The following is a 25,346-nucleotide window of genomic DNA, read 5'->3' as shown; positions in this document are numbered from 1 at the left end:
GCGCGCCGCCGCATCCGTCCGCGGCTCAGGGGGTGAAGGCCGCCCGCGGTGCGCCCGCGCGCCCCGCCAGCCCTACCGCGTCCAGCATGAAGGCGTAGCGGAACGCCTGCTCGCGCAGCTGGTCGTAGCGCCCCGAGCTGCCGCCGTGGCCGCCCGCCATGTTCATGCGCAGCAGCAGCGGGTTGCCGTCGGTCTTCAACGTGCGGAGCTTCGCCACCCACTTGGTCGGCTCGTGGAAGCCGACCTGCGAGTCGTTGAGCGAGCTGGTGACCAGCAGCCATGGATAGCGCTGCGCGCGCACGTTGTCGTACGGCGAGTACGTCTTCAGGTACTCGTACTCGGCCCGCACCTGCGGGTTGCCCCACTGCAGCCACTCCTGCGCCGTGAGGGGCAGCGACGCGTCGAGCATCGTGTTGACGACATCCACGAACGGCACGTCGGCGACGATCGCGCGGAACAGCTCCGGACGCTCGTTGGCGACGACGCCCATCAGCAGCCCACCAGCGCTGCCGCCGTTGGCGACGAGGCGGTCGACCGACGTGTAGCGCGACCGCACGAGCCAGTCGGCGACGTCCTCGAAGTCGAAGAAGGTGTTCCGTTTCTTCAGCATCTTGCCGTCGTCGTACCAGCCGCGCCCCATCTCCTGCCCGCCGCGGATGTGCGCGATGGCGTAGACGAAGCCGCGGTCGACGAGGCTGAACACCGAGGAGCGGAAGGTCGGCTCGGTCGTCGCGCCGTACGAGCCGTAGGCATAGAGCAGGAGCGGGCTCCGGCCGTCGAGCGCGGTCCCCTTCCGCATCAGGATCGACACGGGCACGGGCGTGCCGTCGCGCGCCGGCGCCATCGCGCGCCGCACCTCGTAGCGCGACGGATCGTACGTCGGCACCTCGGTGCGCTTCCGCACCTCCAGCCGCCGCTCCACCACGCGGTAGTCGTAGACGGTGCTCGGCGTCACCAGCGACGAGTAGCTGAGGCGGTACGTCGGCGTGTCGTACTCCGCGTTCGCGCTGGCGAAGACGCCGTACGCCTCCTCGGGCATCGCGACGGTGTGCGCCGCGCCGGTCGCCGGATCGTGGATGCGCACGCGCCGGATCCCGCCCGTGCGCTCCTGCACGACGACGAAGCCCCGGAACGCGTCCACGTTCTCCACGAAGGCCGAGTCGCGATGGGGGATCCAGTCCGCCCAGTTGCGCGGCGAGGGATCGTGCTCGGGCGCGCGGACGACCTTGAAGTTGCGCGCGCCGTCGGCGTTGGTGCGGATGAGGAACGCGCCCTCCGCCGGCTCGACGTCGTACTCGACGCCGTCGCGGCGCGCGGCGACGAGCCTCGGTGGCGTGTTGGGCGCGGCGGTCGGGATCGTCCGCCACTCGGACGTCGTGAAGCTCGACGTCGGGATCAGCACGTGCCGCCCGTTGCGCGACCGGTAGACGGACACGTTGTAGAGGACCGAGTCCTCGCGGAACACGTTCGCGTCCGCGCCGCGCGGCTGCCCCGTGACGTGCCGCCAGACCGCGTTGCCGCGCTTGGCGGAGTCCGCGGTCATGTAGAAGAAGGTGCGGTCGTCGTCGGCCCACGCGGTGCCGTTCCAGACGTTCGGGATCGAGTCCACGAGCCGGCCCGACGGCAGGTCCTTCACGTACAGCGTGTACTCGCGGAATGCGGTCGTGTCCTGCAGGTAGAGGAGCCGCTGGCCGTCCGGGCTCACGTCCCACCCGCCGAGCGCGTGGAACTTCTTCCCCGCCGCGAGCGCGTTCTGGTCGAGGACGATCTCCTCCGGCGCCGCCATCGTCCCCTTCCGCCGGCAGATGATCGGGTACGACTTCCCTTCCTCGGTGCGCGTGTAGTACCAGTAGCCGTTGTCGCGGTACGGCACCGAGAGGTCCGTCTGCTTCAGGCGGCCGAGCATCTCGCGGTAGAGCGTGTCACGCAGCCCCGCCGTGTGCGCGGTCATCGCGTCCGTGTACGCGTTCTCCGCTTCGAGGTACGCGATGACCCGGGCGTCCTTCTTCTGCTTCATCCAGAAGAAGTCGTCCGTGCGCACCTCACCGTGGAGCGTGTCGACACGCGGCACGCGCTCGGCCACGGGCGGCCGTGGAGATGCGGCCATCGTGGCGGCGACGGGCTGCGCACTGGTCTGGGCGAGCGCCGTCGTCGCGACGAGCGGCAGCGTGCACGAGAGCGCGAGCAGACGGACGCGGATGCGCGGAAACGTCGCCACGACGGGTCCTCCGGCGGTCTGGACCGAGCGACGGTGGACGCGGACGCGCCCGACCGTACCGTCGACGCTCGCGCCGGGTGCACGGGGTGTCAAGCCGCACCGCTGCGCGCGGGCCCGAAACGACCGCGCGCCGGCCGCCTCTGAGGCGGCCGGCGCGCGGCGTCGTGCGGGATCCTGCGTCGGGCGCGATCAGCGCGCGGTCATGCGGGCGCGCAGCATCGCCAGGCGGCGGCGCACCGAGCCGTCCATCACCGTGTCGCCCATTTTCACCACCACGCCGCCGAGGATCGCCGGGTTCACGACCACGTGCGGGACGACCTGCTTGCCGAACGCGCGCGTGAGCTGCGCCGCGATCGCGGCCTCGTCCTGCGGCGTGGTCGGGCGCGCCGTCGTGACGCGCGCGTGCACGCGCCCCTCGGCCTCGTCGAGCAGGTTGTAGTACTCGGTGACGATCTGCGGCAGTAGCATCTGTCGCCCCTTCGTCACGAGCGTCTGGAGGTAGCGGACGAGGACACGCGGGAAGCGATCCTGGAACGCCTTGGCCAGCACCTCGTTCTTCTGGTCGGCCGCGACGCGCGGCGACTCGAGGAAGTGGCGCAGCTTCGCGTCGCCCTCGATCGACTCGGCGAGCTCGCGCGCCATCCGCCCCCAGCCGTGCGGGTCCTCGCCCTTGCGGGCGAGGGAGAGCAGCACGTCCGCGTAGTTGCGGGCGATCGTGGCGTCGCGCATCAGCGGCGCGCCCCGTTCGTCGGGATCGTCGAGAGGAACTGCTCGACGAGCTGGCGGTTGCTCGCGTCGTCGAGGTTGCGCTCGATGACCTTGGACGCGCCGGCGAGGGCGAGGTCCACCGCCTCGCGGCGCAGGTCGGCGATCGCGCGCTCGCGCTCCGCGTCGATGTCGCGGCGGGCGCGATCGAGGAGCTCGGCCTGCTGCTGGCGCGTCTGCTCGAGCAGGTCGGCGCGCATCTTCTCGCCCGCGGCGCGCGCGTCGGCGATCAGCTTCTGCGCCTCGCCGCGCGAGCCCTCGAGCTGCGCGCGCTGCTCGGCGAGCAGGCGCTGGGCCTCCTCCCGGTCGCGCTTCGCGCCGGCGATCGCATCCTCGAGCGCCTTCTCGCGCGCCTCGACGGCGGCGGTCAGCGGCTTGAACGCGAACTTCGTGAGGATGAAGAGGAGGACGGCGAAGATCAGCAGCGTCCAGACCATCAGCCCCGCGTGCGGGTCGAGCAGCCCGCCGCCGGCCGCGGCGCCGGCGGCGCCGTGCTCCGCCTCCTGCGCGAGGGCGGGTCGGGCGGCGACGGCGCTCAGGGCGGCGAGGGCCAGCGGACGCGAAAGCGAGCGAAGGGGCGTGCGCATCGGAGGGTCACTCTGGAAGGGGCGCGGAGGCGGCGGACGCCGAAGCCCGCGCCGGGATCACGCGACGGGGTGCCACGAGGACACCCCGCCGCGCGGCTGAACTCAGACCTTGCCCTGGAGCTGGAACGCGATCACGGCGCCGAAGAGCGCCACGCCCTCGATGAGGGCGGCGAGGATCAGCGCGGCGGTCTGGATGCGGCCGGCCGCCTCGGGCTGACGGGCCATGCCCTCGACCGCGCGACCACCGATGTTGCCGATGCCGAGGCCGGCGCCGAGCACGGCGAGGCCGCCGCCAAGACCGGCGCCGATGGAGATGAGACCGCGGCTGTCGCTGGCCGTCTCGGCGGCCGCCTGGAGCAGGGGAAGGATCGACATTGTCTTTGAGAGGAATCGGGAAGTGCCGTGGCTCCGCACCTCGCGCATCGCTGCGCCGCCGTGCTGCCCGCCATCGGATCGCGAGATCCAGCGAGCCTTCCCGGCCACCCGGCCGGGTACGTGTCGCAGCGGGTGGAGCGGTTCCGCCGCGACTGACTACGAGCTTTCCGTCGTACGCCACACCGGACGAGGCCCGGCGCAGGGAGTCGCGGCGATCAGCCGCGACGACAGGACATCGATGACATCACTGAGCGACGCTACGCGTCGCTCAGTGATGTGCCTCGCGGATCTGGCCGATGAACACCGACGAGAGCAGCGCGAAGATGAACGCCTGCAGGAACGCCACGAACAGCTCGAGCACCATGATCGCCGAGGCGGCGAGGAACGGCGCACCCGACGCGGCGCTCCTGAACAGGAAGATCAGGCCGATGAGCGCGAGCACGACGATGTGACCCGCCGTCATGTTGGCGAACAGACGGATCGCGAGCGCGAACGGCTTCGCGATCTTTCCGACGAGCTCGATCGGGCTCATGATCAGGAACATCGGGATCCGCATGTAGATCGGCAGATCCTTGTTCCAGTAGAAGATCGTGTTCAGGTAGCCGATCCCCTGCGCGCGCATGCCCGCGAACTCCACCACCAGGAACGTGATGATGGCGAGCATCGCGGTCACCGAGATGTTGCCAGTGGCCGTCGAGCCGTACGGGATCAGGCCGAGCAGGTTCGCGAACAGGATGAAGAAGAAGAGCGTCAGGATGAACGGCACGTACTTCTCGCCGTGGTGCCCGAGGTTCTTCAGCGCCACCTCGTCGCGGATGTAGAGCACCATCGCCTCGATGCCGGCCGCGAAGCCCTTCGGGTGGCCGGCCGCGTGCGAGTGCCGCTTGTGCGCGCGTGCCGCGCCGATCAGCACCACGCAGGCGATGAGGCTGGCGAGCAGCATCATCACGACGTGCTTCGTGGGCGACAGGTCCAGCTGGTACGATCCGATCGGCACGATCCAGCCCGTGGGCAGGTGCGCCTCGCACGTCAGCATCGCGTAGTCGCCGCTGATGCACGGATACTCGATCGCGTGCGCGTCGGTGATGTGCGGCGTGATGATGTCCACGGCCTGCGCGGGCGAGGCCGCGTGTCCCTGCGCCGCGACGTCGGCGACGGTCGTCGGCGCGGCGCCGTGCTGCTCGGCGGTGCCGACCGCGGCGGAGGTCCCGCCGACCGTGGCGGCCGACGACGTGTCGACCGCCGAGGGCTGGGCCGTCGGCGCCGCGGGCGCGGCGCCGTGGGCATCCTGCGCGCGCGCCGGCGCGCCCGCGAGGGCCAGCGACGCAGCGAGCGCGAGAGAGCCGAACAGTCTCATACGTTCAGCAGCAGAGGTTCGACGAGCGTGGAGACGAACAGGAAGACCGCGAGGCTGATGAGCGCCGGCGTCGACACGAGGCCGAGCGCCTTCACGAGCACCAGCGCGTAGAGCGCGAACACCATCATCCGGAGCAGGGCGCCGAGGCCCCATCCCGCCACCGCGTTGGAGCGCTGCGCCGCGCGCCGCGCGATCGCGAACGCGACCAGCTGCACCACGAACGCGACGACCGCGCTGGCGACGATGGCGTGCCGGGCCGCCTCGCCCGGGTAGACCAGCGTCAGGATCCAGCCGCCCACCACCACGACCGCCGCGGCGACGAGCGCGAACAGCGCGAGGGCGCGACCCATCGTCATGGCCGTCATGGCGCGCGATTCCCGCGGCGCGCCTCGTCGGCGCGGCGCTGTGCGCGCATGAGCTGCGTGTACATGGCGTAGAAGGAAGCGCCCGCGCCCGCGAGCATGCAGACCAACAAAAAGACCGGCGCCGTCCCGAAGCGTCGGTCGAGCCACTGCCCGAGGTAGTAGAACACCACGAGCGAGACGGCGAACTGGAAGCCCAGACCGGCCAGCGCGAGGCCGCTCGCGCCGTCGCCGGTGGGCGTCGGGCGTGGTGCGGCGTCGGGTGCCGTTTCCGGCGTTCGGCCCGGCCGTTCGGGATCGGTCGAGCCCTGAGCCTCCGGGTTCATCGCGGCCGGGAATCTAGCGCTTGTGAAATTTTTCGCAAGCGAGATTCCCCGCCCTTCCCGAACAGACGCCGAACAGAAGGCGAGCCCGCAAGTCGCGCATCCGCCTTCACTTACGCTGTGACCAAACGGTTGACGGCTCGTCCGTACAACGGTAGGTTGCCGCCCGGCAGCTCCCAGGGTCGACACGGTCGATCGGCCCGCTCCCGGCGCCCTCCCGCCCCCGCCGCGCCGCCCCGTCATGGATCGCCGACTCGCCGTTCTTCCCCTCCTCGCCGCCGCCGCGGCCGTGTTCGCGTGCGGCGGCCCGCTCCCCCACGTCGGTGGGGAGCTGCTCGCCACCGTGCGCCCCGGCACGCCCGACTCTGCGAAGGCGTCGAGCGCCGGTGCGACCCACGCGCCGCGCCCGCATCGGGCGCGCGGCGACACGCTGGTCGGCGCGGCGCTGTCGGTGCACACGGAGGACGGCGTCGAGTTCGCGCTCGCGGTGGAGAATCCCGGGAAGCACCGGGTCGAGCTCTCCTTCCCCGACGGGCGCACGAAGGAGTTCGTGGTCTACGACGCCGCGGGACACGAGGTGTGGCGCTGGAGCCGCGGGCGCCTGTTCACGCAGAACATGCAGACGAAGATGCTCGCCTCGGGCGACAGCGTCGTGTACGCCGAGCGCTGGGCGGCGCCGGCGCCGGGCCGCTACACCGTCGTGGCGCAGCTGCGGAGCGCGAACTACCCGATCGTGAAGCAGAGCGCGTTCGTGGTGCCCGCGACGCCTGCCACGGGAGCCGTCGCGCAGCTCGCCGCGCACTGAGCACGCGACGACGACGCGTCGGCGTTCTGACGCGTCCTGAACGTCCGGTCCCGCGGGGCCGCCCTGTCATCCGGGCGGCCCCGCGTTTTGATTTCGGCGCGACCCTCACCTCGACGCCGATGTCCTCTGCTCCGCCCTCCGTCGCCACGGCTCCGCAGGCCACCGGCGACGACGTCGCCCTGCTGCGCGAGCTGGCTGCCGCGCGTCGCGCGCTGGCCGACCAGATCGCCCGACGCGTGGTCGGCCAGCACGAGGTCGTGGATCACCTGCTGACGGCGCTGCTGGCCGGCGGGCACGCGCTGCTGGTGGGCGTGCCGGGCCTGGCGAAGACGCTGCTGGTACAGACGGTGGCGCAGGCGCTCGACCTCCAGTTCTCGCGCGTGCAGTTCACGCCCGATCTGATGCCGAGCGACATCACGGGGACGGAGATCCTGGAGGAGGATCACGCCACGGGGCGCCGCGTCTTCCGCTTCGTGAACGGCCCGATCTTCGGCAACATGGTGCTGGCGGACGAGATCAACCGCGCCCCGCCGAAGACGCAGGCCGCGCTGCTGCAGGCGATGCAGGAGCACGCGGTCACCGCGGCTGGCACCACGCATCGGCTGCCGGAGCCCTTCTTCGTGCTGGCGACGCAGAACCCGATCGAGCAGGAGGGCACGTATCCGCTCCCCGAGGCGCAGCTCGACCGCTTCATGCTGGAGCTGAAGGTCGGCTACCCGAGCCGGGAGGAGGAGGAGCGCATCGTCACGGCGACGACGGGCGCGAACGAGGCGCGGGTGGAGCCGGTGCTGTCCGCGGAGCGGCTGGGCGCGATGCAGCGCCTGGTGCGCCGGCTGCCCGCGCCGCCGACCGTCGTGCAGTACGCCGTGCAGCTGGTGCGCGGCACGCGTCCGGACGAGGCGGAGGCGTCGGCGGCGATGAAGAAGTACGTCGGCTGGGGCGCGGGCCCGCGCGCCTCGCAGGCGCTGGTGCTCGCGGCGAAGGCGCGCGCGGCGATGGATGGGCGCCCGATGCCGGATCTGGACGACGTGCGCGCGGTCGCGCTGCCCGTGCTGCGCCACCGCATCGTGCTGAACTTCCAGGCGGAGGCGGACGGGATGACGGTCGAGAAGCTGCTCGACCTGCGGGAGCGCTCGACGCGCTGACTGCGGTCGCGTCGGCGCGACGAGCATCCATCAGACGACAGAGCCCGGCGCCGCATCGCGGCGCCGGGCTCTCTTCTCTTGTATCGACGCGGGCGGACGTCAGGCCGCGATGACCGGCTCCGGCGCGCGCACCTCGCGCGGCGCCTCGACGGGCGCCTCGACCTGCGGCTCCACCCGCGTGCCGCAGATGGCGAACAGCTGCTCGTACAGGTCGCTCTCGATCAGGCGGTCGCAGATGTACGGGTCGAACTGCTTCGCGCGATGCTTCACCAGCTCGCGGCGCACGTCGGCGGGGCCGAGCGCCGGGCGGTAGGGGCGGTCCGACGTCATCGCGTCGATGGTGTCCGCGAAGACGATGATGCGGGCCGTGAGCGGGATGTCCTCGCCGGCGAGGCCATCCGGGTAGCCGCCGCCGTCCCAGCGCTCGTGGTGGTGGCGGACCGGCTTCACGAGGTCCTGCAGGCCGTTGACCATCGCCACGAGCTCCGCGCTGCGCACGGGGTGCTCCTCGATGATGAGCCGCTCCTCTTCGGTGAGGCGGCCCGGCTTCTGGAGGATCTGGGCGAAGCGCTCGTCGATCTTGCCGACGTCGTGCAGCAGCGCGGCAACGCCGACGCGCTCGACTTCCTTGGGCGAGAGGCCGATGGCCTTCGCGATGACTTTCGAGTACTGCGAGACGCGCTGCGAGTGACCCGAGGTGTACGGGTCGCGCATCTCGATGGCCGCGACCATGACCTGGAGCAGGTCCTGATTGGCCTGCGCCAACTCAAGCGTTGTGCTGTAGAGCTGTCGCGTACCCAGAACGAAAACAGCGAGAAGAACCAATCCAGGGAGGTCAACCTTGAGGTAGACCCAAACGAAGGAGTAGACAACTACGACGGCTACGACGTCGAAAAGCAGAGTCCGAAATGCATGTTCGCGCCACACTGAGGCCAGGCGTTGCTGCCGGCTCAACGCGATGACCCCGCTCACTGCTCCCGTGTTCACCACGAAGAAGGTGGTCACGAGGAACACATACGGGATCCCGGGCACCAAACGGTTCGGCTGCAGCCCTTCAGCGCCCAGAAGTCGGAACGCGATAATTCCGCAGGCGATCGAGAGAACCAGCTGCGCGATATTAAACAGCGCCTTCTCAAGCGCGGGCCGCCGAATGAGTTCGGAGACCACCATCGAACCGAACGCGGCGCAGACTGTCACCCAATTCGGGGCAATCAGCGCTGACGAAAGGTACGGAAGGAAAGAAATCGAGCCCGCTGCGCTATGCGGCAGTCGAAACGCCTGCACTTGCGCAATAAAGGCGAACGCGGTGAAGCAAACAACCGCCTGCACGCCCTTCTGATCGATGCTCCCTCCTAGCATGACAACCGCGGCCGTCGCAAGCACGGCGAGGGCAATCGTTGCCCCGATGTACGCAGTTAGCTTCCCATGCATGGATAAGGAGCCCCCCGCCCCGGGCTGGTTTGACTTACCACCAGATCAAAGTGCCGCTAAACATCGCAGCAACGAGATCAGCAATGATCGTCATTCGAGTTCACCTCCCTTAGTTGCTATGCCCACTGGCGACTGCTGCCAGCGACACGCGCTTACTAGGTTGGCTCCGCTCGAGAGGCCGATTGCCTCACCCGCTCAGCTTCGCTCTACCGGGGACGGGGAATAGGTCGGAAGGTGGGATTCAACTCACTCAGTCAGGTAGATCGCACCGATATCGGTCGACGATTTCACGCGATGCTTCAGCGCCCGCGCGCAATCCACCGATTCGTCGCGTCCAGCACCGCCAGCACCGCCGCGGCCTCGACACCGTCGCGCACCTCGCAGCTGCCCGTCAGCAGCGTCGCCCCGCGGCCCTGCCGCGCGGCCACGCCCACGAACACGAACTCGCGGCCGAACGCGGTCACCAGCTCCGCGCCCTCGAGCGCGAGATCCAGCGTCTCGCCCTCGGCGCGCACCAGCGCGGACACCGCCGCACGCGCGGCCAGCTCCTCGACGCGCGCCCGCTCTGCAGGCGGCGCATCCGCCTCCGCACTGACGATCTCCGCCCCGCGCCGCAACATCACGCGGCACCACAGCGCGCGCGACGAACGCCGGACTTCCACGTCCTCGAAGTAGACGCGCCGCACGGACTCCAGCGCCCGCGTAGGCGGCACCAGCGTCGGGCCCGTGGGGCGCGTCGCGCGCGCGCGGCCCGAGTCGCTCGTCGTCGCGACCGAGATCTTGCGGTGGTCCACGCGCAGCCCGAACTGCGCCAGGAGCGCGCTCTCGACGTTGCGCACCGTCTGCTTCGGCGACACGTCCGACGCCGTCAGCACGTGCACGTCGCCGATGCCGCCGCCATCCGTCTCGAGGATGCGGACCGAGATGACTCCCGGAAGACTCGACAGGAGCTCTTCGGCCTCGGCGAGCGGGAAGCGCGCGGTCGTCGAGGCCACCGCGGCGTCACCGCGGGGCGCGTACACGGAAGATGGCTGCGTCACGGCGACGACGGCGCGCGGGGATGCTCTCGGCTGGACGCGGAGCGCCCATCCAGATCAGCAGAAAGCGGCGGGGACGGCGGGATGGCCGTCGAACGGCGGGAGGTCCTGCGAGGAGTACGGCGGGCGCGCCACACCGGGGTGAGGCGGAGGGAAGTGTGAGCCGGATCACCCCGAGGCGCAAGGCCTGAGGCCGCCGCCGTGACACGATGGCGACCCATGTGACCCGGTGCCCACTCCCCCACGCGACTCGGCGCGCGTCCGGGAGCTAGACACCCGCCCTCATGAAAACGTCACAAACCGGGCGCGGACAGTCACCCCGGTGGCCGCCCTCACCCGCCGCGTGCGCCGCGTCACGCCGCGTCACGCCGCCCCCACGGTCACTCGTCGTCCGTGACGGGCACCGCGACGCCCTCGTACTCGTGCAGCTTCCGGTAGAGCGTCCGCTCGCCGATGCCGAGCAGTTCGGCGGCTCGCCGGCGGTTGCCGCCGGTCTCCCGGAGCGCGGCCTCGATCGCCGCCCGCTCGATCGCCGCCATCGTCATCCCAGGGCGCACGGTGACCACGTTCGGCGGCGGCGCCTCCTCGCGCGCCTCCAGCGCCGGCGCGATCAGCCCCGCGCCCGCCCCACTGCCGACCGCGCCCGGCTCCGGCGCCGACAGCCGCGCCGCGCGCTCGTCGTCCAGCCGCCGCCGAAGCTCCTCGACCTGCAGCTTGAGCTCCACCAGGCTCCGCACGATGAACTCGAGCTCCCGCCCCTCCGCGCGCTGCCCCTCGCGCAGCACCGGCCCCACCGGCACGGGCAGCAGCCGCCCCGCGCCCGACTCGCGCAGGTGCGCCGGCAGGTCCTCTGGCCGGATCTCGCGGCCGGGCGCCAGCACCACCATGCTCTCGATCAGGTTGCGCAGCTCGCGCACGTTGCCGGGCCACGGATAGCTCACCAGCAGCTGCATCGCCTCCGCCGACAGCCCGTGGAACGGCCGGTCGTGCCGCGCCGCGAACTCCGCCACGAAGCGCCGCACCAGCAGCGGGATGTCGTCCGGCCGCTCGCGCAGCGGCGGCAGGTAGATGCGCAGGACGTTCAGCCGGTAGTACAGGTCCGTGCGGAACGTCCCCTCCATCACGTGGTCGCGCAGCGGGCGGTTCGTCGCCGCCACCACGCGCACGTCCACCGGGATCGGCGAGGTGCCGCCCAGCCGCGTGACCTCGCGCTCCTCGAGCACGCGCAGGAGCTTCACCTGGGTGTGCGGCGGAACCTCCCCGATCTCGTCGAGGAAGATCGTCCCCGTGTCCGCCAGCTCGAAACGCCCCAGGCGCCGCTCGGCCGCGCCGGTGAACGCGCCCTTCTCGTGTCCGAACAGCTCGCTCTCCAGCAGCGTCTCGGGCAGCGCGCCGACGTTCACGGCGATGAACGGCTTGCCGCGACGGGGGCTGAGGCGGTGGATCGCGCGCGCGACCAGCTCCTTGCCCGTCCCGCTCTCACCCTCGATCAGCACCGTGCTCGTGACGGGCGCGATCTGCTCGATCTGGACGAGCACCTCGCGGATCGCCTCGCTTTCGCCGGCGAGGCCAGTGAGCTGCGACAGCCGCCGCCGGTCGAGGATGCGCCGGATCCCCGACGCGACCTCCTCCGGCACGATCGGCTTCGCGTACAGCGCCGCGTACCCAGCCTCGCGCAGACGCGTCGTCGTCGTCGGGTCGGACACGTCGGTCAGCCCGACCGTCGGGATCCCGTCCCACCGCAGCATCCGCACGAGCGCGAGCTGCTGCGCGTCGAGCAGCGCGCCGGTCAGCACGACCACGTCGGGCACCGCCCGCCGCAGCGTCGCCCGCACGTCGTCGACCGGCGACACCAGCGTCGTCTCGAGCCCCTGCGCCTCGAGCTGCGCGTTCAGCCGCACCGCGGGCTCCAGGTCGGTGAGCGTCAGCAGTACGCGCTGGCGCGGCTCGCCGTCGGCGCGCTCGCGTGGCCCCTCGCGCCCGATGCGCCCCACGCGCGGCTCGCTCATGCGCGCACCGCCGCGTGCGGCACGTCGTGGTCCAGCGGTCGGCTGCGCAGCACGTCCACCGCATGCCCGAGGATCGGCGCCAGCGCCTCGAGCGCGTCGCGCACGCCGCCGGTCGATCCCGGCAGGTTCACCACCAGCGTCCGCGCGCGCGTCCCCGCCAGCCCGCGCGACAGCGCCGCGCGCGGGAACGCCACCATCGCCGACGCGCGCAGCCGCTCCGCGATGCCGGGCGCCTCGCGCGCGAGCACCGCGCGCGTCGCCTCGGGCGTGACGTCGCGCGGCGCGAGCCCGGTCCCACCGGTCGTCAGCACGACGTCGGCCGCGTCGTCGTCGCACCACGCCGCGACCTGCGCGGCGATGGCGACCGCGTCGTCGGCGACGAGCGCGCGCGCCGACACCGTGGCGTCGCGCGCGGCGGCCCACGCCGCGATCGCGTCGCCCGAGGCGTCGCCCACGACCTCACCACGGGCGCGCGTGTCGGACACGGTCAGGATGGCGATCCGCATCGCGGGCGCCGACCGGCTCACTTGTGCGACGCGTCCTTGTAGAACGGCGGCTTCACCACGGTCGCCGCCACGCGCTTGCCGCGCACGTCGATCTCGAACGTCGTGCCGGGCGTCGCCGCGGCCGCCGGCAGGTACGCGGTGCCGATCGAGGTCCCGAGCGTGGGGCTCATCGTCCCGCTGCGCACCGCACCGCTGGGCTGTCCGTCGTGGAACACCGGATAGCCGTGACGCGGGATGGCCCGCTCGGCCACCGTGAACCCGACCAGCCGGCGCGGGATCCCCGCCGCCTTCTCCGCCTCCAGCGCCGCCTTCCCGACGAAGTCGCCCTTCGCGAGCTTCACCAGCCATCCGAGGTTGGCCTCGAGCGGCGTCACGGTGTCGTCGATGTCGTTGCCGTAGAGCGCCATCCCCATCTCGAGGCGCAGCGTGTCGCGCGCGCCCAGCCCTGCGGGCGTGATCCGCCCGGTCGCGAGCAGCGCGTCCCACAGCCGCGGCGCGTCCGCCGCCGGCACGTACAGCTCGAAGCCGTCCTCGCCGGTGTACCCGGTGCGCGAGATGATCCCCGACACGCCCGCGACCTCGCCCTCCGCGAACCAGTAGTAGGCGATCTGCGACAGGTCGGTCGCCGTTAGCGGCTGCAGGATCTCCTCGGCCTTGGGCCCCTGCACCGCCAGCAGCGCGTAGTCGTCCGACCGGTCCTCGACGGTCACGTCGAAGTCGCCCTTGTACCGGAGGATGTGCGCGAGATCCTTCTCCCGGTTCGACGCGTTGACGACCAGCATCAGCCGGTCGGCCATGCGATAGACGAGGCAGTCGTCCTCGATCGTCCCGCGCTCGTTCAGGATCGTCGAGTAGTGCACCTGCCCGACGGCCAGCTTGGCGACGTCGTTCGTCGTCACGTGGTTCACGAACGCGACCGCGTCTGGCCCGGTGACGATGAACTCGCCCATGTGGCTCACGTCGAACACCCCGCACCCCTCGCGCACCGCCTTGTGCTCGGCCGTGATCCCGCCCGGGTACTGCACGGGCATCTCGTAGCCCGCGAACGGGACGATCTTCGCGCCCAGCGCGCGGTGCTGCTCGTGCAACGGGGTGCGCTTCAGCGCCTGCTCGGCGACGACGTCAGCCATTGGGCTCCTGTTCCTGCGGTGGGTGGACGGGAGCGGCAATATGCCGGAGTGGCAGGAGCGGTGGTAGCCGTTGACACGCGCCGCGCGCCGCCGCGATGCGGCATCCCCAACGCGACGCGGGCGGGCGCCGACTCCGGCGCCCGCCCGCTGCTCCCATCCGTCCGGACGTCGCGCCGGCTCAGGCGCTCGACGGCCGCGGATCTTCGACCTTCGCCGCGCGCTGCAGCTCGGACTCGTCCAGCGACCGCATGTCCGCGACCTTCGGCTGCTGCCCGGTCGCGATCCCCTTCGCCAGCTCGAACAGCACCATCGGCGTCGGACGGTCCTGCTTCGAGTAGATCACCGAGTGCGCCTCGACCAGCACGAGCGCGATGCGCGGATCGTCCGGCCCGCCGTCACGCGCCCCACCCTCGTCGCCGAGCCACGCCCGCCAGTCGGCCTGGTACAGGTCGTGGATGATCTGCTTGTCCTGCGTGACCCGCGCCGTGCCGCTCACCGACACCCACTCGCGCGTCCGGTCCTTGTAGAACCCGCAGTTCACGTGCGGGTCGGTGACCAGCTCCTCGAGCTTGTGCGACTCGATGTTGGTCATGAACCACAGGTCGGTGCCCGCGGTCCGACGCTGCACCTGCATCGGGCGCGTGACCAGGTGGCCGTCCGGCCGACGCGTCGTGAACAGCGCGACCTCGATCCCGTCGACCAGCGCGTACAGGTCGTCGAGCTTCTTCTCCAGCGGGACCTCGTTGTCCCAGTTCCTGTCCTGCGTACGGTCAGTCTTCGACGCGTCGCTCATCGTCCACCCCTCCCCTCGCTCAAGATCGGCCACGGCTGCGCTCGGCCTCCCACGCGGCGGGCGAGGGCGCCGGCGCGCGGAATCGCACGGTGCTGCGCGCACGAACGGGCCGCGCGCGACCCTCACGGTCGCGGCGGCCCGCCCGTACCCGAGCAGGGAGCGTGCCTGCTAGCCACCCTCAGCCGAGCCCGGCGACCGCCTCCGCGACGCGCTCCGCATGGCCGGCCGACTTCACGTTCTCGAACACGTGTGCGACCCGCCCCTCCGCGTCGATGACGAACGTCGACCGCACGACGCCCATGTAGCGGCGCCCGTACAGCTGCTTCTCCCGCCACACGCCGTACGACTCCGCGACCGCGTGCTCGACGTCGGCCAGCAGCGGATACGTCAGCTGGTACTTCGCGCGGAACTTCGCGTGCGACTTCACGGGGTCCGGGCTCACGCCCAGCACCACCGCGTCCAGCCCCTCGAAGCGCGGCAGCAGGTCGCGGAACTCGCACGCCTCGACCGTGCAGCTGGCCGTGTCGTCCTTCGGATAGAAGAAGAGGACCACCGCGCGGCCGCGCAGCGCGCTGAGCGTCAGCGGCGCGCCCGCGTCGGTGAGCAGGGTGAAGTCGGGCGCGAGCGCGCCCACCGCGGGAACCTCGATCGTCGTCGTCATGGCAGGAGTGGTGGACGGGACGCGATGCCGCCGGTCCCGCCGCACGCGACTCGCGCGGTCAGGCCAGGCGCTCGCCGCCGATGAGCGCGGCCATGATCGCCTTCTGCACGTGCAGGCGATTCTCGGCCTCGTCCCAGACGCGGCTCTGCGGACCCTCGAGCACCTCGGCCGACACCTCCTCGCCGCGGTGCGCGGGCAGGCAGTGGAGAAAGATCGCGTCGCTCGCCGCGGCAGCCATGAGATCCGGACGCACCTCGTACCCGGCGAACGCACGCTCGCGCGCCGCCTGCTCCTCCTCCTGCCCCATCGACGCCCACACGTCCGTGTTCACGACGTGCGCGCCCTGCACCGCCTCGCGCGGATCGCGCGTCAGCGTCACGTCGGTCTGCGCGCGCGCCCGTGCCAGGATCTCCGGATCCGGGTCGTAGCCCTCGGGACACGCCAGCGCGAGCGAGAACCCGAACGCCGCCGCCGCGTTCATCCAGGAGTTCGCCATGTTGTTGCCGTCGCCGATCCACGCGACCTTCCTGCCCGCGTAGCTGCCGAGGTGCTGCTGCATCGTCATGACGTCGGCCATCACCTGGCAGGGGTGCAGCAGGTCGGTGAGCCCGTTGATCACCGGCACCGTCGCGTGGCGCGCCAGCTCCTCGACCTCGGCGTGCCCGTACGTGCGGATCATGATCCCGTCCACGTAGCGCGACAGCACGCGCGCGGTGTCCGCGATCGGCTCCCCGCGCCCGAGCTGCACGTCGCGCGGCGACAGGAAGAGCGCGTGCCCGCCGAGCTGGTACGTGCCGACCTCGAACGACACGCGGGTGCGCGTCGAGGACTTCATGAAGATCATCGCCACCGACTTCCCCTTGAGCGGCTTGGCGGTGTACGCGCCGCTCTTCATCCGGTGCGCGAGGGCGAGGATCCCGTCCAGCTCCGCGCGGGAGAAGTCGGGGATCGCCAGGAAGTCGCGGTGCGTGGGCTCGGCCATCGGAGGGGACGCTGGGGCGGGCGGCAGAAGAGCGCTGGAGCGCGCGATCCGCGCGGCGTGAACGGAGGGGCCCGTCGGCGCGCGGGAAGTGTAACGGCGGCCGAAACGGCGCAGCAACCCGACGCCCCCGCCATGCACGGCGATGCACCGCCCGTGCGGGCAAACCAAGCGGCGGGATCGCACTGTCACACGGGTGTGGAGCGCCGGTCGCGCGGCGGGGTGTCGCGCGCGGGCCCCCTTTCGCCCCGACCCGGAGCGTCCCATGCGATTCCCGTCGTTGCGCGTCCCCGTCCTCGTCGCGTGCACGCTTGCGGCCACGCAGATGGCCACGGCCACCGCCGCCACCGCCCAGGACCGCCGGCGCGAGGAGTCCGACCGCGCGCGCCGCGAGCGCCTCCAGCGCGAGCGGGAGGAGCGCGAGGACCGCGAGTACCGCGCCCGGCTCCGCCAGCGCGAGCAGCAGCGCGAGGCGCTGCGTCGAGCGGAAGAGCAGCGGGAGCGGGTGGCCCGCGAGCGCGCGGAGCGCGAGCGCCGCCTGCGCGAGGCGCTCGCGGAGCGGCGTCGCCGCGACGACTGGCGCGACTCCTATCGTCCGCGCCTGTCGCTCGGCGGTGGCTTCGACGTGCGGAGCTTCGGCGGCGACGACAACCGCTACCTCGTCCAGGGCGGCGTCGACTTCCGCGCTCGCTCCGGCCTCGGCGTTCGCCCGGAGGTGCTCTTCGCCTGGACGGACCCGACCGCCAATCTCCCGATCATCCCGTGCGCGGCCTGCGCCGGGCAGCCGCTCATCAATGTCTCCCAGCCGACCACGCGCGGCCGCAGCCGCATGATCGGCGTCGCGGTGAGCGGGACCTACACGCTCGCGCGCTCGTCGCCGGTGCGCCCGTACCTGATGAGCGGCCTGGGCGTGTTCAGCACGCGCACGCCGCAGGTCGAGGTGACGGTCGCCGGCGCGACGCCGGCAGGCGCGCCCAACTACCAGGCCAACGTGAACTGGCGCAACGACGTCGACGTCGGGCTGACGGCGGGCGCCGGCCTCGAGTTCGACCTCGGCCCGGCGCGCCTGTTCACCGAGTTCCGCTACCTCCTGACCGACCAGCCGCGGCTGCGCGGCTTCGGCGGGATGATGCCGCTGACCGCGGGGCTGCGCCTCTAGCCCTGCGCTGCCTTCGGTGGACCGAACCAGGTGGTGAGCGCCTCGGCGAGCCCCACCTGGCTCGCATCGCCGACCCACGCGACGTGGCCGTCGGGGCGTACCAGCACGGCGGCCGGAGCGGGCACCTCACCGACCGCCGGCAGCTCCCACGCTCCCCCGTAGCTCGCGTCGACGCACCGCACGCGGTCGGTCCACGCCGCGACGTCGAGCGCGCCAGGCACGCCGAAGTTCAGGAGCAGCGGCCGGGCGTCGCGCAGCAGCGTGAACACCCGCGTCGGCCCGGCCGCGGTCTCGACGTCGAGGTCGGGCATGCGACGCCCGAGCAGCGCATGCCCCTCGCCCAGCTCGTAGCGCACGCCCAGCCCCGACATCTCCGCGGCCAGTCGCCGACGCGGCTCGTCGAGGACGAGCAGCTCGGACAGCGTATCGCGCAGCGCCCTGGTGCGATCGTCCTGACGCCGCAGCGCGACCTGCGCCATGGTGTTCTGCAGGACGCGCCCGGCCACCGGGTGCCGCTCGGCGTGATAGCTGTCGAGCAGGCTCGCGGGCGACGCCCCCTTCACCACCTGCGCCAGCTTCCAACCCAGGTTCACCGCGTCCTGCACGCCGATGTTGAGCCCCTGCCCGCCGATGGGCGGATGCACGTGCGCGGCGTCCCCCGCGAGCAGCACGCGACGGTCGCGGTAGGCGACGGCCTGGCGGGTCATGTCGGTGAAGCGCGAGAGCCACACGGGGCCGTGCACGCCGAAGTCGGTGCCGTAGACGCCGACGAGCGCGTCGCGCAGCTCCTGCAGCGCGGGCTCGCCCGACCGTAGCTGCGCCTCGGTCACCACCAGCCGTGCGCGGCTGCCGTCCCCCTTACCGATGGCGTGGATGCCGGTCGCGTCCTCGCGGAAGCCCCACGCGGGCTCCTCGGTCCACGCGACCTCGGCGAGCAGCCAGCTCACCGTCGCGTCCCACCCGGCGAACTCGATCCCCGCCGTCTTGCGCACCACGCTGCGCCCGCCGTCGCAGCCGACGAGATACGCCGCGCGCAACGCGCTCCCGTCGGACAGCGCGACGTCCACGCCATCGTCGTCCTGCGTGAAGCCCGTCACCTCGCGCTCGCGCAGCATCGGCACGCCGAGCTCCGCGACCCAATCCGCGAGGATGCGCTCGATGTGCGCCTGCCAGAGCGCAAGGCCGTACGGATGCCGCGTCGGGAAGTCGCTCATGTCGAGCGGGATCATGTGCAGCCGCACGATCTGCGCGGTCTGCCCCTGCGACAGGAACCGGTCGGCGACGCCGCGCATGTCGAACACCTCGATCGTGCGCGCATGCAGGCCGCCCGCGCGCGACCCGTCGAGCGCCTGGCTCGCCCGCCGCTCGACGATCGCGACGTCGACGCCTCCCAGCGCCAGCTCGGCCGCCAGCGTCAGCCCCGTCGGCCCGCCCCCGGCGATCACCACCGGGTGTCCCGTCATGCCCATGTCGCGCCCCGTATCCGCAGGTTCCGTCGTCGATCGGAGGCTCCGATCACGGCCGCGACGCTACGGCCTGCCCCTGGCCTTGCCGCAAGCCCCCGGGTCGGCTAGAACTTGGGTGTGGCGGGGAACGCTGCGCGGCATGCCGCCGGAAACGCAAAAGGGCCGGGCGATGATCGCCCGGCCCTTCGTGCATCGTGGCCCTCGTGCCGTCAGTCCGCCGACGCGCGGCGCAGGACCGGCCGGTCGGCGAAGCTGGCGCCCGGCGCCGCGTGCGCGGCCACCAGCGGGCCCGCGGTGCGCGGCCGGCGCTCGTAGCCGAAGTCCTCGCGGCGGTCGTGGCCGCGGCGGTCCACCTCGGAGGCGACGACCAGCGGCACCGGCCGCTCGGCCGCCAGCTCGACGCGGCGCTCGCGGCGGCGCCCGCGGCGCGACTTGCCGCGGTTGAGCAGCCGCTCGATCAGGTAGTGCCGGTTGCGGAACCCGCCCGCCGCCAGGAGCGCGACGCCCGAGAGCACCGCGACCGTGCCCCAGCGCCAGACGTCGCCACCCGCGAGCGAGGCGGCGAGCGCCAGCAGCCCGAGCCCGATGAGGATCTCACCCGTGCAGTCGCGCTCGGCGCGGGCGCGCCGGCGACGCTCCGCCACGCGCGGGGCGGAATCGGGGAGCCAACCGTCGGCGACGAGTCCGAGACCCACCAGGCCCACGACCGCGCCGAGCACCAGGGGAACCGTTTCGAGGGTCATGCCGGGAGGCAGTGCAAGATCCAGGCGCGCGCGGTCGCGCCCGCCAGACCCGGCCGTACCCCGGGATCAGGCGCGCGGGTGCGCCTTCCGGTAGACCTGCCGCAGCCGATCGACGCTCGTGTGCGTGTAGATCTGCGTGGTCGAGATCGACGCGTGTCCCAGGAGCTCCTGCACCGCGCGGAGGTCCGCGCCGCCGTCCACCATGTGCGTCGCGAAGGTGTGCCGCATCGAGTGCGTGGAGAGCCCGCGCTCCTCGTCGATCGCGCGCAGCAGCCCCACCACCGCCTCCTGCACGCCGCGCACGCTGAGGCGCTTCCCGCGCTCGCTCAGGAAGAAGGCGCCGCGCTCCACCTTCCCACCCAGGCGCCGCTGCAGGTCGTCGCGCTTCGCCTCGTAGTTGCGCAGCGCGCGCAGCGCGTGGTCGCCCACCGGGACGATGCGCTCCTTGCGCCCCTTGCCGCGCACCTTCACCTGCTGCGACAGCAGGTCGAGGTCGGACGCGTTGATCCCCTGCAGCTCGCTCACGCGCAGCCCCGCGGAGTAGAGCAGCTCCACCATCGCGAGGTTGCGCACGTCGGTGAAGCGCATCGACAGCGCGCGCGTCTCCGCGAGCGCGAACAGCCGCTCGGCGCCCGCGCGATCGAGGTAGCCGGGCAGCCGCCGGTCGAGCTTCGGGCTGCCCACCGCGCGTGCGGGATTGGCCTCGACCAGCTCCTCACGGTGCATGAAGCGGAAGAAGCTGCGCGCCGACGACAGCGCGCGCGCCACCGACCGCTTGGCGAGCCCGCGCCGCGTGAGGTGGCCGAGGTAGCCGCGCATCAGCAGGCGGTCGACCGCATCCCACGCGAAGCGCTCGCCGAGCTGGCGCTGGAGGTACGCCGTGAGCTCGCGGAGGTCGCGCTCGTACGCCTTCCGCGTGTGCGGCGAGACGTCGCGCTCCTTCTCGAGGTGCCGCAGGAAGTCGTCGACCTCCGGCGGCAGCGGCGCCCGCTCCGCGGCCTGCTCCTGCGCGTCGCTCACGCCACCGCGCTCGCTTCGGAGGCGGGCACGCCGTCCGGCAGCGCGACCGGCCCGTCGCCGACGTGCGCGTCGCGCCACGCCGCGAAGTCGGCCAGCGCGCGCTGCGCGAACTGCTCGCGTTTCACGACCTTGTCCTTCACCGGCGTCGGCAGCTCGTCCACCAGCCCGAAGTTCGCGTTCATCGGCTGGAAGTGGCGCGGGTCCGCCTCGCGCAGGTAGCGGTAGAGCGCGCCCAGCATCGTCGTCGTCGGGGGCAGCACCGGCTCCTCGCCGCGCAGCAGGCGCCCGAGGTTGATGGCCGCGAGCATCCCCGTCGCCGTGCTCTCCGTGTAGCCCTCGACGCCCGTGAGCTGGCCCGCGAACAGCGTGGTCGGCGCGTCCTTCAGCGCGAGGTGCGGCAGCAGCGCGCCCGGCGAGTTGACGTACGAGTTGCGGTGGATCGAGCCGAAGCGCAGGAACTCCGCGTTCGCGAGCCCCGGGATCATGCGGAAGACGCGCTGCTGCTCGGGGAAGCGGAGCCGCGTCTGGAAGCCGACCATGTTCCACATGCGGCCCGCGCGGTCCTCCATGCGCAGCTGCACGACGGCCCAGGGCCGCTTGCCCGTGCGCGGATCGCGCAGCCCGATCGGCTTCATCGGCCCGAAGCGCAGCGATTCGCGGCCACGCCGCGCCATCTCCTCGACGGGCATGCACCCCTCGAAGTACGGCACCTTGTCGAAGTCGTGCGCGCTCGCCTGGTCGGCCGTCGTCAGCGCGTCGAGAAACGCCTCGTACTCCTCGCGCGACATCGGGCAGTTGAGGTACGCACCCTCCTCCCCCGCCCCATCCATCGTCTCCTTGCCCCACCGCGACGCGCGGAACGCGAGCTCCGGATCGATCGACTCGATCGACAGCACGGGCGCGATCGCGTCGTAGAACGCGAGCGACTCGATGCCCAGGCGGGCGCGGATCGACTCCGCCAGCGCGTCCGACGTGAGCGGGCCCGTGGCGACGATGCCCGGCGACGGCACCTCGGACACCTCGCCGCGCTCGACCCGCACGTTCGGGTGCGCGTGCAGCGCGTCGTGGATGGCCGACGAGAAGACGTCGCGATCGACCGTGAGCGCGCTGCCGCCGGGGACGCGCGCCTGGTCCGCCGCCCACAGGATCAGCGACCCCAGGAGGCGCATCTCGGCCTTCAGGAGCCCGTGCGCGTTCGTCGGCTCGGTGCTCTTGAAGGTGTTGGAGCACACCAGCTCGCCCAGGCGGTCGGTCTTGTGGGCGGGCGTGGGGCGCGACGGGCGCATCTCGTGGAGCACGACGCGGTGGCCGCGCTGCGCCAGCTGCCAGGCGGCCTCGGAGCCGGCGAGGCCGCCGCCGACGACGTGGAGCTCCTGGTGGAGCGACTGCGATTCGGAACGGGAGGACATGCCGGAAGATACACCGGCCGGCCGCGGGGGTCGCGGCCGGCCGGTGATCGCGCCCACGGATCGGCGGCGGCTCAGGCGTCCGGGCGCAGCGGCGCGTTGGTGGCGAAGTCGAACAGGGTCAGCCGGCGCAGCCGGTAGTACGCGAGCCAGTACTGCCGCAGTGCCTGGATCGACGCCGTGCGCGCGGCGTCCTTCTCGCTCTGCGCGATGAACAGGTCCGAGATGGCGATGCGGCCGATGATGTAGCGGTTCTTGGCGATGTCGAACCGCTTCTCGCCGACGGTGTCCGCCTTCGCCGCGAGCGCCAGCTGCCGCGCCGCCTGGGCGACCTGCAGCGCGGAGAAGCGCGCGTCCTGCTCCTGGTTGGCGCGGGCGAGCCGCGTCTGCGTCTCGACGCGGTCCTGCTCCGCGCGCGCCGCCTCCACCGCCGCCTTGCCCGCCCGCCATTGCACGAGCGGCATCTCGACGCCGACGTTCGCCGTCTGCTGGTTCAGCAGCGACTGGTAGGCGCCGTTGAAGATCGGCGCGGTCTGGTTGTAGCCGTAGCTCGCGCGCACCGTCATCCCGAAGCCGTTCTCGAGGCGCGCGGTACGCAGCGCGCGCTCGGCGCGCACCTCCTGCAGCTCCAGCTCCACCGGGCGCGCCGAGTTGCGCTTGGCCTCGGCGACCGCGCGGTCCGGGTCTGGCGCGACCAGCGCGGGCGCACCGGCCGGCGGCGCGACGGCGACGGGCGCGTCGGCGGGCGCGCCGATCAGCAGGTTGAGCGCCGAGCGCGCGCGGTCGCGCGCGAGACGCGCCTCGTCGGCCGACGCGCGGGCGCGCAGCAGCGCGAGCTCGCTCTGCAGCAGGTCGTTCTCGCCGATGCGGCCGACCTCGAAGCGCCCCTTGGACAGCAGGAAGAGCGAGTCGTTGACGGCGGCATTCGTCTCGGCGTTGGCGAGGTTCATCTGCGCCGCGTACAGGTCGAAGAACGCGGTCACCGCGGCGGCCGACGCGTCCTCGCGCGCCTCGACGTACGCGCGCTCGGCGACCGTCAGCTGCAGGTCCTGCTCGCGCGAGTTCCAGGCGATGTTGTTCGGCCGGAAGAGCGACTGCTCGATCCCGATGGTGAACGGCGTCGACTGCCAGAGCCGCGAGCCGGAGGCGTTGCCCGTGATGTCGGCGCGCTCTAGCGCGGACGACACGAACACGTTGCCGCCCGTGAACGCGATCGGCTGCTCCAGCCGCAGCTCCGCGCTCGACTGCGTGAGCCGCTGGCTGAGATAGCGGATGGTGCCATCCGGCTGCACGATCGGCGTGATCGCGCGGCGGTAGCTGGGCAGCGTGCCGGCGAACGACAGGCGCGGCATCAGGCCGGCCGAGAATCCGCGCTCGCGCCAGCGTGCCGCGTCGCGGGCGCTGCGGGCCGCGCGCGCGCTCGGCCCGTTGCCGAGCGCCCGGTCGACGGTCTCCTCGAGCGTGATCGTGGGACCGACCGGCTCACGTGCAGGGGCCTGCGTGGGCATCGGAGCGGCGGGCGCCTGCGCGGAGAGCGGCGCGGCCAGCAGGAGCGCGGAGACGGCGCGCGCGGCCGGCCGGCGGAGGGTGCGGAAGGCGTCCATCATTCGTAGCGCAGGCAGACGACGGGATCCTGGCGGGCGGCGCGCCACGCGGGGACGATGCCGAACACGAGCCCCACCGTCAGCGACACGCCGAAGGCGACGAACACCGAGAGTGGGGAGACGATCGTGGCGATCTTGGCGAAGCGCTCGATGCCGACGCTGAGCCCGACGCCGAGCAGGATGCCCGCCATGCCGCCCGCGAGGCTGATGAGCACGGCCTCGGCGAGGAACTGCGCGAGCACGTCGCGCTGGCTGGCGCCGAGCGCGCGCCGCACGCCGATCTCGCGGATGCGCTCCAGCACCGAGGCGAGCATGATGTTCATGATCCCGATGCCGCCGACGATCAGCGAGATCGACGCGATGGCGCCGAGGACGACGTTGAAGATCGTCTTCGTGCGCTGCTCCTGCTTGAGGAGCATCTCGGGGACGTTGACCTCGAAGTCGACGACGCCGTTGTGCCGGCGCGCCATCAGCCGCTGCACGACCTCCGCGACCTGCGAGACGTAGCGCGCGTCGGCCACCTGCACGACCAGGCGGTCGAGCTGGTTCTGGTTCAGCCGCTCGGCGCGCGCGGTGGCGTCCTCGTTCTTGGTCGCCTCGTCGTCGTTGTTGAACTCCTGCGCCGCGCGCTCGACGTCGCGGTTGGTGATCTGCGCGCGGTTGCGGTAGCGCAGCAGCGCGGTCGACAGCGGGACGTAGACGTCCATGTTCGCATCGCGGATGCCGAGGCGCTGCGCGGTCTGCTCGGAGACCGGGCGCGGCGCGAGCACGCCGACGACCGTGAGCCACGTCTCGCCGACCTTGATGCGGCGGCCGATGGGCGGCTCCTTGGTGAAGAAGCGCGCGCGCAGCCCGCTGCCGATGACGGCGACCGGCATGCCGCGCTCGAGGTGCATCGGCGCGAAGCGGCCACCCTCCGCCATCTCGAGGTTGAAGGCGCTGAAGTACGCGCTGTCGACGCCCACGAGCTTCACCGAGCGGCGCTGCCCCTCGCGCGTGGCGTTGGTCTGCAGCGACAGCTCCGTGCTGACCGAGCGCACCTGCGGCACGACGTCGCGGATGCTCTGCGCGTCGAGCGCGGTGAGGCCGGGCGTGTAGCGCTTGCTCTCCTTCTCGTCCTTCTCGCCGGCCTTCTCCTCCTTCTGCTCCACCAGCGGCGTGACGATCACGTTGTTGGAGCCCAGGAGCTTCATCTGCGCCAGGATCTCCTGCTCGGCGCCCTTGCCGATGGCCAGCATCGCGATGACCGACGCGACGCCGAAGAGGATGCCGAGCGAGGTGAGGGCGGCGCGGAGGGTGTTGTGGCCGACCGCCTCGATGGCGGCGCGCAGGCCGAAGGCGATGAGGCGGAGCGTGGCGGCGCGGTCGCTGCCGTGCGGCGGGCGCGCGTCGGCGCCGGGCGCGCCCGTGCCGCCCGCGGGCGGCGCGTACGTCGCCCCCTGGGGTGTGGTGACGACTCCCACGG

Annotated in this window: 24 protein-coding genes; 3 read left to right on the top strand and 21 right to left on the bottom strand. The window is 72.2% G+C overall.

The window, feature by feature from the left end; all coding sequences use genetic code 11:
• Positions 1-25: 25 nt before the first annotated feature.
• The 7 genes from rosag_RS22155 to rosag_RS22125 all read right to left on the bottom strand — a co-directional run bounded on the left by rosag_RS22155 (position 26) and on the right by rosag_RS22125 (position 5,990).
• A complete protein-coding gene (locus rosag_RS22155) occupies positions 26-2,218 on the bottom strand; it encodes a S9 family peptidase (RefSeq protein WP_284352362.1) in 2,193 nt (730 codons plus the stop codon).
• Positions 2,219-2,407: 189 nt separating this feature from the next.
• Positions 2,408-2,947, bottom strand: coding sequence for an ATP synthase F1 subunit delta (gene atpH, locus rosag_RS22150; protein WP_284352361.1), 540 nt, complete (start codon positions 2,945-2,947; stop codon positions 2,408-2,410).
• Positions 2,947-3,570: a F0F1 ATP synthase subunit B gene (gene atpF / locus rosag_RS22145; protein ID WP_284352360.1), complete on the bottom strand. Its 624-nt coding sequence runs from the start codon at positions 3,568-3,570 to the stop codon at positions 2,947-2,949. Before atpF ends, atpH begins: the two co-directional genes overlap by 1 nt.
• A gap of 102 nt (positions 3,571-3,672) precedes the next feature.
• Positions 3,673-3,945 carry an ATP synthase F0 subunit C gene (gene atpE, locus rosag_RS22140; protein WP_284352359.1) on the bottom strand — a complete coding sequence of 91 codons (273 nt, stop codon included), beginning with the start codon at positions 3,943-3,945 and terminating at the stop codon, positions 3,673-3,675.
• A 268-nt stretch (positions 3,946-4,213) separates the two neighbouring features.
• The gene (atpB, locus tag rosag_RS22135; protein WP_284352358.1) at positions 4,214-5,302 is read right to left on the bottom strand and encodes a F0F1 ATP synthase subunit A; all 1,089 of its coding nucleotides are present in this window, start codon (positions 5,300-5,302) and stop codon (positions 4,214-4,216) included.
• Positions 5,299-5,652, bottom strand: a complete 354-nt coding sequence (locus rosag_RS22130) for a hypothetical protein (protein ID WP_284352357.1) — start codon at positions 5,650-5,652, stop codon at positions 5,299-5,301. Before rosag_RS22130 ends, atpB begins: the two co-directional genes overlap by 4 nt.
• 11 nt (positions 5,653-5,663) lie before the next feature.
• The gene (locus rosag_RS22125; protein WP_284352356.1) at positions 5,664-5,990 is read right to left on the bottom strand and encodes an AtpZ/AtpI family protein; all 327 of its coding nucleotides are present in this window, start codon (positions 5,988-5,990) and stop codon (positions 5,664-5,666) included.
• A gap of 238 nt (positions 5,991-6,228) precedes the next feature.
• On the opposite strand from rosag_RS22125, the gene rosag_RS22120 reads away from it, so the two are divergent.
• The gene (locus rosag_RS22120; RefSeq protein WP_284352355.1) at positions 6,229-6,792 is read left to right on the top strand and encodes a BsuPI-related putative proteinase inhibitor; all 564 of its coding nucleotides are present in this window, start codon (positions 6,229-6,231) and stop codon (positions 6,790-6,792) included.
• 119 nt (positions 6,793-6,911) lie between these two features.
• Positions 6,912-7,937 carry an AAA family ATPase gene (locus rosag_RS22115; RefSeq protein WP_284352354.1) on the top strand — a complete coding sequence of 342 codons (1,026 nt, stop codon included), beginning with the start codon at positions 6,912-6,914 and terminating at the stop codon, positions 7,935-7,937.
• A 99-nt stretch (positions 7,938-8,036) separates the two neighbouring features.
• On the opposite strand, the gene rosag_RS22110 is transcribed toward rosag_RS22115, so the two are convergent.
• The 8 genes from rosag_RS22110 to argF form a co-directional block, all read right to left on the bottom strand.
• Positions 8,037-9,320, bottom strand: coding sequence for an HD-GYP domain-containing protein (locus tag rosag_RS22110; RefSeq protein WP_284352353.1), 1,284 nt, complete (start codon positions 9,318-9,320; stop codon positions 8,037-8,039).
• Positions 9,321-9,667: 347 nt separating this feature from the next.
• Positions 9,668-10,363: a hypothetical protein gene (locus tag rosag_RS22105; RefSeq protein WP_284352352.1), complete on the bottom strand. Its 696-nt coding sequence runs from the start codon at positions 10,361-10,363 to the stop codon at positions 9,668-9,670.
• A gap of 422 nt (positions 10,364-10,785) precedes the next feature.
• Complete coding sequence (locus tag rosag_RS22100) at positions 10,786-12,414, bottom strand: sigma-54 dependent transcriptional regulator (RefSeq protein ID WP_284352351.1); 1,629 nt, start codon at positions 12,412-12,414, stop codon at positions 10,786-10,788.
• Positions 12,411-12,920 (bottom strand): MogA/MoaB family molybdenum cofactor biosynthesis protein, encoded by a 510-nt coding sequence (locus rosag_RS22095; RefSeq protein ID WP_284352350.1) that lies wholly within the window; start codon positions 12,918-12,920, stop codon positions 12,411-12,413. The genes rosag_RS22100 and rosag_RS22095 overlap by 4 nt, the downstream gene beginning before the upstream one ends.
• A 17-nt stretch (positions 12,921-12,937) precedes the next feature.
• Entirely contained in the window at positions 12,938-14,050 is a 1,113-nt protein-coding gene (gene gcvT, locus rosag_RS22090; RefSeq protein ID WP_284352349.1) for a glycine cleavage system aminomethyltransferase GcvT, read from the bottom strand.
• A 178-nt stretch (positions 14,051-14,228) separates the two neighbouring features.
• Positions 14,229-14,843: a pyridoxamine 5'-phosphate oxidase family protein gene (locus tag rosag_RS22085; protein WP_284352348.1), complete on the bottom strand. Its 615-nt coding sequence runs from the start codon at positions 14,841-14,843 to the stop codon at positions 14,229-14,231.
• 178 nt (positions 14,844-15,021) lie between these two features.
• Positions 15,022-15,504: a peroxiredoxin gene (locus tag rosag_RS22080; RefSeq protein ID WP_284352347.1), complete on the bottom strand. Its 483-nt coding sequence runs from the start codon at positions 15,502-15,504 to the stop codon at positions 15,022-15,024.
• A gap of 58 nt (positions 15,505-15,562) precedes the next feature.
• Positions 15,563-16,486, bottom strand: coding sequence for an ornithine carbamoyltransferase (gene argF / locus rosag_RS22075; RefSeq protein ID WP_284352346.1), 924 nt, complete (start codon positions 16,484-16,486; stop codon positions 15,563-15,565).
• Positions 16,487-16,748: 262 nt separating this feature from the next.
• Here argF and rosag_RS22070 point away from each other — a divergent pair, with 262 nt between their 5' ends.
• On the top strand, positions 16,749-17,642 hold the full coding sequence (locus rosag_RS22070; RefSeq protein WP_284352345.1) for a hypothetical protein: 894 nt from the start codon (positions 16,749-16,751) through the stop codon (positions 17,640-17,642).
• On the opposite strand, the gene rosag_RS22065 is transcribed toward rosag_RS22070, so the two are convergent.
• The 6 genes from rosag_RS22065 to rosag_RS22040 form a co-directional block, all read right to left on the bottom strand.
• The gene (locus rosag_RS22065) at positions 17,639-19,105 is read right to left on the bottom strand and encodes an FAD-dependent monooxygenase (protein ID WP_284352344.1); all 1,467 of its coding nucleotides are present in this window, start codon (positions 19,103-19,105) and stop codon (positions 17,639-17,641) included. The genes rosag_RS22070 and rosag_RS22065 overlap by 4 nt on opposite strands.
• A gap of 212 nt (positions 19,106-19,317) precedes the next feature.
• Complete coding sequence (locus tag rosag_RS22060) at positions 19,318-19,851, bottom strand: hypothetical protein (protein ID WP_284352343.1); 534 nt, start codon at positions 19,849-19,851, stop codon at positions 19,318-19,320.
• 66 nt (positions 19,852-19,917) lie between these two features.
• Positions 19,918-20,871 carry a tyrosine recombinase XerC gene (locus rosag_RS22055; protein WP_284352342.1) on the bottom strand — a complete coding sequence of 318 codons (954 nt, stop codon included), beginning with the start codon at positions 20,869-20,871 and terminating at the stop codon, positions 19,918-19,920.
• Positions 20,868-22,280: a methylenetetrahydrofolate--tRNA-(uracil(54)-C(5))-methyltransferase (FADH(2)-oxidizing) TrmFO gene (gene trmFO, locus rosag_RS22050; RefSeq protein ID WP_284352341.1), complete on the bottom strand. Its 1,413-nt coding sequence runs from the start codon at positions 22,278-22,280 to the stop codon at positions 20,868-20,870. Before trmFO ends, rosag_RS22055 begins: the two co-directional genes overlap by 4 nt.
• A 71-nt stretch (positions 22,281-22,351) precedes the next feature.
• Positions 22,352-23,884, bottom strand: a complete 1,533-nt coding sequence (locus rosag_RS22045) for a TolC family protein (RefSeq protein ID WP_284352340.1) — start codon at positions 23,882-23,884, stop codon at positions 22,352-22,354.
• Positions 23,881-25,344, bottom strand: a complete 1,464-nt coding sequence (locus rosag_RS22040; RefSeq protein ID WP_284352339.1) for an ABC transporter permease — start codon at positions 25,342-25,344, stop codon at positions 23,881-23,883. The genes rosag_RS22045 and rosag_RS22040 overlap by 4 nt, the downstream gene beginning before the upstream one ends.
• Positions 25,345-25,346 lie beyond the last annotated feature (2 nt).

Source organism: Roseisolibacter agri, assembly GCF_030159095.1.
Taxonomy (GTDB): domain Bacteria; phylum Gemmatimonadota; class Gemmatimonadetes; order Gemmatimonadales; family Gemmatimonadaceae; genus Roseisolibacter; species Roseisolibacter agri.
This window is presented reverse-complemented; position numbering and strand designations above follow the sequence as displayed.